Here is a 12,335-nt window from a genome sequence, read left to right on the forward strand (position 1 = left end):
TTTGGCCCTTCAGTAGATGGCCTCGTCCTCGATCAGAGCGCTGATCTGCGCCCCGCTGAGGCCAAGGAGTTCCCCGTAAACGTAATCTTCATCGCCGCCGAGCGCGGGCGTGCCTCGCGTGATCCCCGGGGCGTCATCCCCGGCGAACCGCGCGGGTCGGCCGACCGCGGCGCGCCGGTTGCCATCCGTTTCGGCGACGTCGAGGATCGCGCCCCGTGCCCTCATGTGCGGGTCTGACACGATGTCGGACGCAGCCCACGACAGATGCGCTGCAACGCCTGCTGCCTGCAACCGCTCCGCCGCCGCTTCGCCCCCCTGCCCCGAGGTCCAGTCGCTGATCGGCGCGTCAAGCGCGCGGCGGTTCGCGTACCGTTCGGCCTGCGTGGCAAAGCGGGGATCATCGGCCAAGTGCGGCTGCCCGATTATCGTCGTCAGCACCTTCCATTCTGCGTCGCTGGACACCGAGATCGAGAGCCAGCGATCGGTATCGGCCGTCGGGAAAAGTCCGTGCGGCGCGCGGGTCAAGTCGTCATTGCCCATGCGGCCGACGGACACGCCAGCGGACGCCGCCGTCAGAAAGTCGCCCACGAGGGACGAAGCAACCTCGCGCGCGGCGACATCCACGTGGCACCCCTCCCCCGTGCGCCGACGGCGATTGAGAGCGGCAAGCGTGGCCAGGGCCGCGTGCATTCCGACCGAATGATCCATGACGTGCCGCATCTCGACCGGCGGCCCATCGGCATGCCCCGAGAGATATCCCAGCCCTCCCCAAGCTCCGAAGAGCGGGGCGTAGCCGGCGAAATGGCTTTCCGGGCCGGTCTGACCCGATGACGACACGGAGACCATGACGATATCGCGCTTCACGCCGCGCAGGACCTCGTAGCCAAGCCCGAGGCGCGACATCACTCCGGCACGGAAACTCTCGGCGGCGACATCAGCGACACCGACCAGCTTCTTGGCCAGAGCGACCCCCTCCGGATGTTTCAGGTTCAGCCGCACCGAAAGCTTGTTCGACGACACCTGATCGAAGGTCGCCGGCCCCTGTCGCCCATAGACGGCATGTGACTTGCGGAAGATGTCGGGCCGCAGCGCGGTTTCTACCTTGATGACCTCTGCGCCCATCTGGCTCAGCATATGCGTGCAGAAAGGCCCGGCAGCATGGACCGTGAAATCGGCGATACGAAGACCTGTCAAAGGTTTCATGCGGTCGCCCTCCGACCTGGTTGGCAGGACAGGATCGACTGGTCCGCGCCGAGGCTGGCGAGCGTGTCGCGGACCGGCAGCGCGTCCGGCCCAAAGCGGAACGGCAGCGATTGCACCTGCACCGGCCCATCGGGCGTGTGGATCGTCGCGAAGATGCCGCGCGCGGTTTCCTGAAGACCCGTCAGAACCTGTTGCGGCGCATTGTAGCGCGCCATGGGAACACCGAGTGTCTGGGCCTGCGCCACCAGATCCTCGACCTTGCGATGGCGTGCCCAGTCGCGGATCCGCTGGTTGATCTCGGCGCCGCGCGCGCTGCGCCCGACCTCGTCGGCAAGTTCCGGGTCCTGCGCCCAGTCCTCGGCCCCGAGCAGGTCGATCAGCCCGAGCCACTGGCGAGTTTCCAATGTCAGCAGCTCAACGTAGCCATCGGCGCATTCGATCACGCCGCCGAACTTGAACGACCGGGTCAGGCGGTGCTCCACCGAACCGTCGCCGTAGCGCTGGATGGCAAAGGCCCCGACGGCGACGTTCGCATCCTGGACCGAAGCGTCGACGTACTGCCCCTCACCTGTCCAAAGCGCAGCCAACGCCGCCATTGCGGCGGTCGTTCCGCCCTGCATCTCGGCGAAATGACCGGCGATCTTCAGCGGCGGACGATCCGGGAACAAGTCAGCCGTCAACCCGTTCGGCAACAGGAAACCCTCTCCACCGGCATGGATCAGGTTGATCTCGTCCCCCTTCCAGCCCGCCTTGGGCCCGAAAGCGCCGAACGGCAGGACGGACAGATGCACGATATGCGGGTGCTCCCTTGCGATAGCCGCGTCATCAAGCGCCAACCCGGTGCGCTCCGCGACCGGTGTGTCGTCAATGAATATGTCGGCCTCCGCCAGGAGCTTATGCATATCCTTCCGAAAATCCGGTCCCGCCGGATCGCAAACGACGCTGCGCTTGCCGAGTGACAGGTAAGTGAACAATGCGCTTTGCCCCCCAGGGAGGAGAGGAGGCTCTTCCCTGAGAGGGCTGCCTTCGGAAGGCTCGGCCATGATGACCTCGGCACCCATCTGGCACAACAGGCGCCCGGCCTGAGCCGCGGCCACGCCAGTGGCACGCTCGATGACGCGAAGGCCGGAAAGAGGCTTGTCAGTCATGGCCGAACCCTTTTCTTCAACGAACGACCGGAAGGTCCAGTTCGAGGTTGCCGCAATCGAGGAACACCCGGAGCTCGGGATCCCGCGACTGGAGGGCGACGGTGGCGATGCCCGGCGTGGTGACTTCGCCGCGCTGGTTCTCACCCCAGATCTCGATGTCCACCAGGGCGTGACCGTCCTTGATGTATTTCTTCGACACCTTGCCCTTGCACCAGGTACTGTCACCCATGGTGTTGAAGCGGCGCATCTCGGTGCGGACGCGCTTGAGGAATGCCGCATCGCCCATCCAGTTGGTGACGAGCGACGCCATCCACGAAGATCGTTGCGGGCCGTAATCGTAGACCCCGGGCACGCCGACCTCCTTGGCCGTGCTTTCGCGGTGGTGACCGATACCGGTGTACTCGATGCCGCCTCCGGCCTCGGGATTGCGGAAGAAGTGACCAGGGTGCTTCATTGCATTCTGGAAGACCACGCCATGGGTATGACCGCGCCCAGAGCCCACGAGGAAACCCATGGTATCCATCAGTGACAGCGGGCCGCGCACGATGGTGTCGAGGCTTTCCCCTTCGGTCACGTCCTCCCAGTACCGCACCTTGGAGCCACGCATCTTCATCGGCTCCTCCATGATGCATGCGTCGAGCTCTTCGAACTCCTCCTGGGTGTACTCGTAGGTGGTGATATCCTTGTACTTGCCGGCGTCACGCGCGGCCTTGCGCTCGTGGCGGGTGCAGGTCCCCAAGGCGCGGGACAGCATGTCGCCGTGCTGGTTGAAGTAGGTCGCCTCGACGTACTGCAGCACGAGCCGGCCCGAGAACTTGCTTTCCTTCACGTCGATCCCGATCACGCGCTCGATTGCGTTGATGCGGTCGCCGGGGCGGATGTGGCGGAAGATTTCCCAGTCGTTGCCCGCGTAAAAGCCGTGCACGCCCGGCAGGCCCCAACGGGTCCGTCCGATCCAGCCAAGCGCCATCGGGAACATCGGATGGCTCAGCTGAGTACCGTAGCGCGATGCTGCGCCATAGCCCGGTTCCCGGTAAAGCGGGTTCAGGTCGCCGATCCCGTTGCACCAGTTGCGCAGCGTGTCCGCAGTCGCATCCTGAAGATACGGGCCTTCAGGGCGAAGCTGCAGCCCCACCATCTTTTCAGCGGCGGCAATCGCTTCGTCGGTGATTTTGCCTTCGGCCGGCGCGCCGCCCATGCCCTTGGCCTCGTCGTCCTTGATTTTCTCTGCGGTGGTCACTTTCAGGATCTCCCTATCAGTCTGGTGTCGGTGGCGTCATGCGCATCTTGCGCGATTATTTTTCATATAATGCATTCTTTTGACAGCGGTCAAGCGGGCACGTTGCAGGCATTTCGCCCTATTTTTCACTATTCCTGGGGAATTCCCCGCCCGTTTAGGCTCTAGTCCATCAATTTAATGCATTAAAATTGCATTCCGTCTAGAATGTCACGTCGGCTGCGCTGGTCACCTGCGCGAAGCGGCGCAGCCCGGACAGGGCGTGGTCATGCTCGTCGGCGGTTGCGCCGGCACAGCAGTCTTCAAGCAGCACGCATTCGTAGTCACGGTCGTGGCCTTCACGGACCGCCGCCGACACGACGCCGTTCGTCGATACGCCGGACAGGACCAGGCGCCGGATGCCCTGCGCTTTTAGGAGCGGTTCCAGCTTGGTCGCGTAGAACGGGCTGACCCTGTGCTTGATGATATCCGGGTCGCCGGGCTGCGGGGCAAATCGGTCCAGCACCTGGGTTCCCCAGTCGCCCAGCTTGAACACCCCGTTGTCGCGAGCCTTCGAGAAAACCGGCGATTCCGGCGGGCACTCGGCGTAGTCCGGGGAAAAACCGACACGTACATAACCGACCATCACGCCCGCAGCACGGGCCTTGGTGATCGCAAGTTCGGTCGCTTCGTAGACGCCGCGATCCTGCATGAGCGGGACATAGCTCTTGCCGCCCATCCCGTCGGGATGAACGAGGTCGTTCAGCATGTCCATGACAAGGAGGATAGAGTCAGATGCCATTGTGCAATCCTTTCAGGCTAGGGTTCGTCCCCGAGCCGGAAAGGGCGCGGAGGGCTATTCGGAGTAGCTGGCCTTGAACTCGTCCCAGGCAGAGCGGATGTGCGTTTGCAGGGCCTGGAGAAAGGCGGCCTCGTCGCGCGCGATGATGGCGCTCAGCATGTCCCGGTGCTCCTGCGAAGCTCGGTCGATGCGGTTGTCGAGGCGATTGATGAGGTCGAACGGGTAGCGCGCCCAGAGCGCCCGAACGAAGCGCAGCGTCTGCGGCAGTTCGGCCGCGATGTAGATAAGCTCGTGAAAGCGGTAATTGATCGTCCGGACCGCATCCTTGTCGCCGCGCGCCGCGGCGTCCTCGATCTGGGCCTGCAGGGAACGCAACTCCTCGATGTCCTGCGACGTCAGGCGATTGACCGCCTTCAGGCCCAGCTTGCATTCCAGCATGACCCGCAAATCGGTGATCTCTTCGGTCGCGTTGATGTCGAAGGGAGCCACGATCGCCCCGCGATGCGATGTGCCCAGGATAAAGCCCTCGGCCTCCAGCAGCTTGATCGCCTCCCGGACGGGGGTGATCGACGTACCGATCATCTCGGCGATCTGTGCCTGCTTGAGCTTGGAACCGCGCGCGAACTGACCCGAAATGATGCCTTCCCGAAGGAAATCCGCAACGAATTCTTCCTTGGTCTGATGCTTCGCCCGGCCTTCCATTACCAACTACCCCCAACAAGGTGACGCGTGAGTGCACAATGCATACCTTCATGCCCCGGCCTCCGGAGCCTGGTCAAGTCGGAGAATTCTGCCCTCCAGGTCGGGGCTGACAGCAGGGTAGAGGTCCAGAAGCCTTGGATCATGGGCTGGAAGGACGTGATCGTCGCTGTCGGCCAGGTCGCGGATGCGGTCGTGGGCCGCAATCATGTCAGAGATATTGAAGGCGACGGCGAAGGGGATGCCGCGTTCGTATTCTTCGTAATAATGCAATGCATCGGAGGCGAGCACGACCCAGCCCCTGTCGGTCCGGATGCGCAGCACCTCCTGCCCGGCGCAGTGTCCGCCAACCCAATGGGCGCTGATCCCGTCGGCCACATCATGGTCCCGTCCGTGCAGATGCAGGCGCCCCTCGTAGAGCAGATGTACCAGCCGGGCGATTTCATCCGGCCAATAGGCATGGCGGAAAGTCTGCTTCTCCATCCAGGGGCCCGTAACATAGGACATCTCTTCCGCCTGCATGTAGAAGCGCGCGTTCGGCAGAGCATCGAGATAGCCGAGGTGATCGTAATGCGCATGGGTCAGCAGAACGGTTGAGACCTGTGCGGGGTCGATGCCAAGCGCCGCCCAGCCGTCGGGCGGAGACATGACTTGCTCATGCCCGTTCCTGGCGCCCTTCTCGGGATCGATCCCGGTATCGACGATGATCACATCCTGACCGCTCCTGAGCACCCAGCAAAAGAAATCAAGCGTCAGGGGAGCCGTAGGGTCCGGGTCCGAAATGAAGTTGACCCCACGGGTACGAGTTTCGTTGGTCGCGTGCCGGATGGCGTAGATTTCCCAGGTTTTCATGGCATCCCTTCAAGCGGCGGCTGCGCCAAGATAGGCATTGATCGCCTCCTGGCGGGCAGTTTCATCCTTGAGTTCTTCGGCCCCGCGGTGCCCGACGATCCGTCCGCCACGCAGGAAGTGCAGATCATCGCACAGGCGCATTGTCACGGCCAGATTCTGTTCGACCAGCACGATGGCCAGGTCGCTTTCTTCGCGGATGGTGGCCAGACGGTCGAAGACCCGGCGCACAAGCAAAGGCGCAAGCCCGAGCGATGGCTCGTCGAGCAGCAGGAGCTTGGGATTAGCAACCAACCCGCGCCCGATGGCCAACATCTGCTGCTCACCACCCGATAGGCGCCAGGCCTGGCGGTCGACTTTCTCCGCAATTTCAGGAAACAGATCGAGAACCATCTCCATCCTTTCCTTTCGCTCTGCAGCCGGCTTCTGGTAGCCGCCCAGCACGAGGTTCTCGCGCACGGTCAGATCACCGACGATCTCACGCCCCTCGGGCACGTAGACGATGCCCTTGGCGACCCGCCTGCGGGCGGGTGACGATAGTAGCTCCTCTCCCATGAACCGGATCTTGCCGGTCGCTGGCGTCAGGCCCGAGACCGCCTTCATGATCGAAGATTTCCCCGCCCCGTTGGCGCCCAGCAGCGCGACCACCGCCCCGTGGCCGACGGTAAAGGAGACAGAGCTCACCGCCGGAGCTCCCGCGCCGTAGGCGACCGAAAGGTTTTCGACGCTCAGCAGGTCATTCATCGTCATCACTCCCCAGATAGATCTGGATCACGTCCGGGTTGCTGCGAACCTCTTCGGGCGACCCAACGGCGACGAACTCGCCAAAATTAAGCACGTAGATCCGGTCGCAGATCGACATCACGAGATCCATGTCATGTTCGACCACGACCAGGACGAGGTCCGTCGACGCAAGCTTGCGCAGCACGGTCGTCAGGTCGCGGGTTTCAGAGTTGTTGAGGCCGGCCGCCGGTTCATCCAGCATCAACACGGACGGCTTGCCGACCACGGCACGGGCAATTTCGACCAGGCGCTGCATGCCGGGTGGAAGCTCTGCGGGAAACTTGTCCCCGACATCTGGCAGTCCGAGATCGACAAGCGCCTTGTCGGCCGAGCGGGCCATTTCCTCGCGTTCGCGGGCGCCGGCCGGAAGGGGCAGGAAAGCCGACAGCCAGCCTGCCTTGCCGTAGCGTGCGATGCCCATCATCACGTTCTCGCGCACCGTCAGGTCCGGACAAAGCGCCACGTGCTGGAAACTCCGAACGATGCCCTTGTTGGCGCGCGCGGCTGGTGGCAGGCCGTTCAGCCGGTCACCAGCATAGGAAATCGTGCCTTGTTGCGGCGAATAGGCCCCGGTCAGGCAATTGAACAGGCTGGTCTTCCCGGCGCCGTTCGGTCCGATCAGGCCGGTGATTTCACCCGCGCGGAATTCTACATCGAGCCCCTTGAGGACCTTGATCCCGCCGAACGAGAGCGCGATCCCTTCGCCGCGCAGGGCGTTTGTCGTCTGGTCCATCACGCGACCTCCGATTTTTGGGCCATGGCTTTGCGGATGCGTGGCATGTAGTGACCGAGCAAGATCATCCCGAGCAGGGCCAGACCATAGAAGACGGGGATCCAAGCGCCGGATGCCGACAGAAGCTGCGGTACCAGTGTGACGAAGGCGCCACCGATCAGCACGCGAGGCAGGGAAAGGCCGTAAAAGCTGACCACCGAGCCAACGAGCAGGAAAATCGCCTGCCAGAAAGTGAAGCCGCCAGGAGAAACGGTGGAGCCGGAGAAGGCCAGCGTCGCCCCGCAGAGCGCACCGATCCCGCCCGAGATCCCCATGATGGAAATCCGCGCCCAGACCCTCCGCGTGCCGAAGGCGTCAGCCGCCGACGGATGCGTTTTGGCCAGCAACAGCGCCATGCCCTGACGCGACAACCGCAACCGCGCTACCGCAACACAGACGATCACCAGCATGACCAGCGCAACATAGTAGCGCTGCATTCCCATGCTCACGCCCGGAATGAACGGCGTCGATACGTAAAGACCCTCGTAGCCGCCGGTCAGTGCATCGAAGTTGTTGATCATTTCCGGCACGGCGAGGGCGAGCGCCAGGGTGGTCACAGCCAGGTAGATGCCGTGCAGGTTGCGCGAAGGCCATGCGAAAAGCAGGCCGAAGGTCACGCCAAGCAGCAGCGCCAGCGGGACCGACGCCCAGAGCGAGATACCGTACCGGACGTCCAGCACTCCAACGGAATAGGCGCCGAGCGCGGTAAAGAAGGTGTGGCCGATCGAAACCTCGCCACCGTAGCGAACCAACAACGAGACAGCGAGAACGCCGATCGAGTTGGCAAAGCAAAGGCCAAGCGTGAAGGTCCATGACCCACCCAGCAGGAATGGCATGAAGATCAGCGCCGCCACCAGGACAGTTGTTGTCACGCCGGAGGTCGCCACGCCGGACAGGCGTGACAGGACGGTTTGGTCCGGCGTCATATGCGTCGCTTGATCAGACACGGGAACCTCCGACCTTTTGCAGGATACCATTGGGGAAGATGTTCAGCGCCGCCAGGATCACCGCGAGCAGGAATGTCGAGGAGAACTCGGGCGAGACATAGAAGGTGAACAGGTTCATCAGCACGCCAACCAGGACACCGCCGACCAGAGCGCCGGGCAGCGAGGCGAAGCCGCCGATCACCGCCGCGGCGAAGGCCTGTAGCATGAATGTCGCCACGGTCGTCACCGACAGGAATGTGGTCGGCACGATCAGCAGGGCCCCGACCACGCCGAGGATGGCCGCCGTGATCCATGCAAAGTAATGCACGGAGCGAAGGTTCAGGCCGCAGACCTCGGCGGCAAAAGGGTTTTCAGAGATTGCGCGGAAAGCGATCCCCAGCTTGGTGTAGTCGATGATGATGAACAACGCGCCGATGGTCACCACCGCTACGGCCAGCACGGTCAGGTCATAGCCAGTGATCAACAATCCGAGGACCGAGAATGCAAAGCGCGGGATCGGCAGGTCGAGCGCGACGATATCTGCCCCGAAGATCAGCAGCGTGACGCCCTGCGCGATCAACCCGAAGCCAAGCGTTGCGATGGTCGATGTCAGATCGCTTTCGAACACCACCGGGGAAATAATGGAGTAGATCAGGAACGCGATGGCAACGGCAGCCAGCAAGGCGACCAGGACGGCCGCGCCCCAGGACAGTGACATCAGCACGCCCGACGACAGCCCATAGACGAGGAAGGCTGTCAGGCCGGCGACGTTGCCGTGGCTGAAATTGACGACCTTCGAGCACTTGAAGATCATGACCAGTCCGAGCGCGCCGAGCGCATAGAGGCAGCCAGTGATCATGCCTGACCAGATCAGAGGAAAAAGGTCGTAAAGCAGCGAATCCCAGAAACTCATCAGATTTTCTCCATCGCGTCTGACTCGACCAGTTGAATGACCGAGGGAAAGTATTTGTCTCCGAACCCGTTCTCGACCGCAGCCGCGTAATAGGCGCGCGCCTGGTTGGCCGTAGGCAGCGGAGTGTGGGTCTGGTCCGCCAGGTCAAAGACGTAGGAAATATCCTTGAGCACGTATTCGGCCGGGAACGACTGTGCGGGAAACTCTCGTGGGGCCATGGCTTTCATGCCGTGGTTGCGCAGGACGAAGCTGTCACCCGATCCTTTCGACACCGCTTCGAGCAGCGTCTCGGCCTTCACCCCGGCCCGCTCGCCCAGCACGATCATCTCGGCCAGCGCCACCGTATTGGCGAAAACCAGCATGTTGTTGACCAGCTTGAGCACCTGCCCCGCCCCGACATCGCCGCCGAGGGTGACGTCGGAGGCCATGTAGTCGAGCACGGGCTTGATGCGCTCATACAGCGCGGGCGGCGCGCCGACCATGATGCTCAGCTTGCCCTGCTGCGCGGCTTCGCGCGTGCGGGCGACAGGGCAGTCGGCAAAGCTGATCTCGTGCGCTGCGAGCAATGCCCCGGCCTCGCGGGCGTCGGCCACAGTCGTGGTGGACAAGTCGATAACCACGGTCCCCGCCCGGGCGGAGCCCGCGATGCTCTCGGCGACTTTCAGGACCTGCGGGCCGCCCGGCAGGGACAGGCAGACAATGTCGGCCTCTTTCGCCAGCGCCTCGACGCTGTCCATCTGCTCGACCTTCGTGTCCGCCAGCGCGGACCGCGCCGCGTCGGACAGGTCGAAGCAGAGGACGCGACCGGCATGCTTGGTCGCAATGTTGCGGCACATCGGGCCGCCCATGACGCCCAGTCCGATAAATCCGATTGTGTCGGTCATTGTCGTCCCCTCAATCCATCAACATGCCGCCGTTCACGTCGAGAACGGTTCCGGTGATCCAGTTCGAGGCAGGAGACGCGAGGAACAGGATCGCCTGGGCGATATCCTCGGGCTGGCCGAAGCGGCCAAGCGGGACGCTGCCGTGCGGTGATGGCGCTGCCCGTTGCGTCACGGTTTCCCACATGGGGGTCTCCACGGGCCCGGGTGCGATGACACTGGCATAGATGCCCTTGTCGGCCCCGTTCTTGGCGACCCATTTCATCAGCCCATGCACTGCGGACTTGGCCGCGACGTAGGACGGGCCCGAGGCCACGCCGCCGATCTTGGACGCGATCGACCCCAGGGCGACGATCTTGCCCATGCCCTGCTCTGCCATGATCGGGAAGATTTCCCGCACCGGGTTGACGACTCCCATGAGGTTCACGTTCAGGATCGACATCCATTCGTCATCCGTCGAGTCGACCAGGTGCTTGTGAGAGATCGTCCCGGCACAAAGGATCAGCGCGTCAATCGCCCCATGCTCGGCTTTCGTTTCGGCGATGATCGCCCGCGTTTCGTCGCGCGAGGTCACGTCGTAGCGGCGATAGACGACCTTGTCGGACTCGAACTCGGCCTGGTCCGCGATGTCGGTGGCGATGACCGTCGCACCGGCTTCGGCAAGGGCGAGTGTCGTTGCATGGCCGATGCCTCCTGCTGCGCCGGTGACGAGCGCAACCTTGCCATCAAGACGTGCGGGCGCGCTGACTGGGATGGTGGACATAGAGATCCCCGATTGTTGAATTTGAAAAAGTGTCGCCCGCCGACGGGAAGGCCCGCGGGCGACAGGACCGTCGTTACTCGCCCTTGGCGGCGTTGAATGCGACGTCGGGATAGGGCTGGAAGTCCCGGACGAGAACAAAGTCGCCATCCGTGTACTGTATGATGCCTTCCTGGCGGGTCCCGCGATGATCGTCGGCACTGAAGGTCACGCCGCGCGCACCTCCGACGGCCGCGTCGGTCATGGTGTTCATCGCCTTGACGAGGTTATCTCGCGTGATCTCGTCGCCGCTGTCGAGAAGCAGCTGGAACCCCTTGTGGAACAGGGCGGCGTTGCTCCAACCGTTCAGCCCCAGAACACCCACCGGGTCATTCGGAAAATACGTTGCAACAGCATCGCGGTAGGCTTTCACCTCCGGCTCGTCACTGGAAACCGGCAGCAGCCAGGACGAGAAATAGACACCTTCGAGCAGGTCTCCGGCCAGTTTCAGAGTCGACGGATCGGCCGTGAAGAAGGGCGCGAACCAGGCCACATCGACCCCTTGGAGATCAGCCGCCTTGAGCGCTGCCGCAAGGTTGGCGTTCGACCCGTAGAGCAACACCGTTTGCGCACCGGAGTTCTGGATGCGCCGGATATGTGCGCTGAAGCTGGTCGTCTTGACGTCGAAGGGGATGGATTCCGCGGGTGTAAGGCCGAGGTCTTCCATCACAAGATCGAAACCGCGCTTGGCGGATTTGCCCAGCTCGTCGTTTTCCCACAGCAGCGCGATCTTCTCATGGCCCAGGCCATTGGCAGCGTATTCAGCCGCAGACGCGGCGGACCACCCGTAATCGGGCAGGAGCGGGAAGACGGCCGGGACTTCGAAGAACTGGCTGGACCCGCCAACCGGACCAATGACGGGAACGCCGGCTTCCTTCGCATAGGGCAAGACCGCCACGTTGGTCGCGGTTCCGATCGGTGCGGACAGGGCGAAGACTCCATCATCCTCGACCAGGCTACGGGATACGGCGACGCTGCGCGCAGGATCATATCCATCATCCTTGGTCACATAGTTGAAAGTCCATCCATCTGCGTCGCCGGATTCGTTGAGCATCTTGAAATAGGCTTCGGCCGCATGGGTCAGAACCGCGTAGAACGGGACTGGCCCCGTCACCGGGGTAAAGGCCCCGATCGTGACCACTTTGTTGTCCAGGTCCACGCCGGTTTCGGCCAAAGTCGGACCGGCGGAAAGCGACGCTGTCGCGGCGACGGCAAAGGCCGCGCTTCTCCAAAAACTCTTGAGCATTTTGTCTCCTCCCTGAGACGTTGGTGCTGAATTTATCTTTCTACTGCGGCCGGGACGTCTCCCGATCGAAGCAACCCCAAGCACGGAACACGCAAAGT

13 protein-coding genes are annotated in these 12,335 nt (G+C 63.0%); all 13 read right to left on the reverse strand.

The window, feature by feature from the left end; all coding sequences use genetic code 11:
• Positions 1 to 9 precede the first annotated feature (9 nt).
• The 13 genes from ATO9_RS04240 to ATO9_RS04300 all read right to left on the reverse strand — a co-directional run bounded on the left by ATO9_RS04240 (position 10) and on the right by ATO9_RS04300 (position 12,237).
• A complete protein-coding gene (locus tag ATO9_RS04240) occupies positions 10 to 1,203 on the reverse strand; it encodes a CaiB/BaiF CoA transferase family protein (RefSeq protein ID WP_043745780.1) in 1,194 nt (397 codons plus the stop codon).
• The gene (locus tag ATO9_RS04245) at positions 1,200 to 2,351 is read right to left on the reverse strand and encodes a CoA transferase (RefSeq protein WP_043745783.1); all 1,152 of its coding nucleotides are present in this window, start codon (positions 2,349 to 2,351) and stop codon (positions 1,200 to 1,202) included. Before ATO9_RS04245 ends, ATO9_RS04240 begins: the two co-directional genes overlap by 4 nt.
• Positions 2,352 to 2,367: 16 nt before the next feature.
• Positions 2,368 to 3,591 (reverse strand): FAS1-like dehydratase domain-containing protein, encoded by a 1,224-nt coding sequence (locus ATO9_RS04250; protein ID WP_202902103.1) that lies wholly within the window; start codon positions 3,589 to 3,591, stop codon positions 2,368 to 2,370.
• Between the two features lie 199 nt (positions 3,592 to 3,790).
• Positions 3,791 to 4,369, reverse strand: coding sequence for a cysteine hydrolase family protein (locus ATO9_RS04255; RefSeq protein ID WP_043745786.1), 579 nt, complete (start codon positions 4,367 to 4,369; stop codon positions 3,791 to 3,793).
• A gap of 54 nt (positions 4,370 to 4,423) precedes the next feature.
• On the reverse strand, positions 4,424 to 5,071 hold the full coding sequence (locus ATO9_RS04260; protein WP_043745788.1) for a GntR family transcriptional regulator: 648 nt from the start codon (positions 5,069 to 5,071) through the stop codon (positions 4,424 to 4,426).
• A 48-nt stretch (positions 5,072 to 5,119) separates the two neighbouring features.
• The gene (locus ATO9_RS04265; protein ID WP_043745791.1) at positions 5,120 to 5,920 is read right to left on the reverse strand and encodes an N-acyl homoserine lactonase family protein; all 801 of its coding nucleotides are present in this window, start codon (positions 5,918 to 5,920) and stop codon (positions 5,120 to 5,122) included.
• Between the two features lie 9 nt (positions 5,921 to 5,929).
• On the reverse strand, positions 5,930 to 6,661 hold the full coding sequence (locus tag ATO9_RS04270) for an ABC transporter ATP-binding protein (protein WP_043747334.1): 732 nt from the start codon (positions 6,659 to 6,661) through the stop codon (positions 5,930 to 5,932).
• On the reverse strand, positions 6,654 to 7,433 hold the full coding sequence (locus tag ATO9_RS04275; RefSeq protein WP_043745793.1) for an ABC transporter ATP-binding protein: 780 nt from the start codon (positions 7,431 to 7,433) through the stop codon (positions 6,654 to 6,656). The genes ATO9_RS04270 and ATO9_RS04275 overlap by 8 nt, the downstream gene beginning before the upstream one ends.
• Positions 7,433 to 8,419: a branched-chain amino acid ABC transporter permease gene (locus ATO9_RS04280; protein ID WP_043745796.1), complete on the reverse strand. Its 987-nt coding sequence runs from the start codon at positions 8,417 to 8,419 to the stop codon at positions 7,433 to 7,435. Before ATO9_RS04280 ends, ATO9_RS04275 begins: the two co-directional genes overlap by 1 nt.
• Positions 8,412 to 9,311 (reverse strand): branched-chain amino acid ABC transporter permease, encoded by a 900-nt coding sequence (locus tag ATO9_RS04285; RefSeq protein WP_043745799.1) that lies wholly within the window; start codon positions 9,309 to 9,311, stop codon positions 8,412 to 8,414. The genes ATO9_RS04280 and ATO9_RS04285 overlap by 8 nt, the downstream gene beginning before the upstream one ends.
• The gene (locus ATO9_RS04290) at positions 9,311 to 10,195 is read right to left on the reverse strand and encodes an NAD(P)-dependent oxidoreductase (protein ID WP_043745802.1); all 885 of its coding nucleotides are present in this window, start codon (positions 10,193 to 10,195) and stop codon (positions 9,311 to 9,313) included. The genes ATO9_RS04285 and ATO9_RS04290 overlap by 1 nt, the downstream gene beginning before the upstream one ends.
• A gap of 10 nt (positions 10,196 to 10,205) precedes the next feature.
• A complete protein-coding gene (locus ATO9_RS04295) occupies positions 10,206 to 10,955 on the reverse strand; it encodes an SDR family NAD(P)-dependent oxidoreductase (protein ID WP_043745805.1) in 750 nt (249 codons plus the stop codon).
• Positions 10,956 to 11,028: 73 nt separating this feature from the next.
• A complete protein-coding gene (locus ATO9_RS04300) occupies positions 11,029 to 12,237 on the reverse strand; it encodes an ABC transporter substrate-binding protein (protein ID WP_052418108.1) in 1,209 nt (402 codons plus the stop codon).
• Between the last annotated feature and the right edge of the window lie 98 nt (positions 12,238 to 12,335).

Source organism: Pseudooceanicola atlanticus (assembly GCF_000768315.1).
GTDB lineage: Bacteria > Pseudomonadota > Alphaproteobacteria > Rhodobacterales > Rhodobacteraceae > Pseudooceanicola > Pseudooceanicola atlanticus.

Bases quoted from the DNA above. Each gene is read 5' to 3' on its own strand.
- ATO9_RS04240 (WP_043745780.1), bottom strand. From the start codon at position 1,203: ATGAAACCTTTGACAGGTCTTCGTATCGCCGATTTCACGGTCCATGCT.
- ATO9_RS04245 (WP_043745783.1), bottom strand. From the start codon at position 2,351: ATGACTGACAAGCCTCTTTCCGGCCTTCGCGTCATCGAGCGTGCCACT.
- ATO9_RS04255 (WP_043745786.1), bottom strand. From the start codon at position 4,369: ATGGCATCTGACTCTATCCTCCTTGTCATGGACATGCTGAACGACCTC.
- ATO9_RS04260 (WP_043745788.1), bottom strand. From the start codon at position 5,071: ATGGAAGGCCGGGCGAAGCATCAGACCAAGGAAGAATTCGTTGCGGAT.
- ATO9_RS04265 (WP_043745791.1), bottom strand. From the start codon at position 5,920: ATGAAAACCTGGGAAATCTACGCCATCCGGCACGCGACCAACGAAACT.
- ATO9_RS04270 (WP_043747334.1), bottom strand. From the start codon at position 6,661: ATGAATGACCTGCTGAGCGTCGAAAACCTTTCGGTCGCCTACGGCGCG.
- ATO9_RS04275 (WP_043745793.1), bottom strand. From the start codon at position 7,433: ATGGACCAGACGACAAACGCCCTGCGCGGCGAAGGGATCGCGCTCTCG.
- ATO9_RS04285 (WP_043745799.1), bottom strand. From the start codon at position 9,311: ATGAGTTTCTGGGATTCGCTGCTTTACGACCTTTTTCCTCTGATCTGG.
- ATO9_RS04290 (WP_043745802.1), bottom strand. From the start codon at position 10,195: ATGACCGACACAATCGGATTTATCGGACTGGGCGTCATGGGCGGCCCG.
- ATO9_RS04295 (WP_043745805.1), bottom strand. From the start codon at position 10,955: ATGTCCACCATCCCAGTCAGCGCGCCCGCACGTCTTGATGGCAAGGTT.
- ATO9_RS04300 (WP_052418108.1), bottom strand. From the start codon at position 12,237: ATGCTCAAGAGTTTTTGGAGAAGCGCGGCCTTTGCCGTCGCCGCGACA.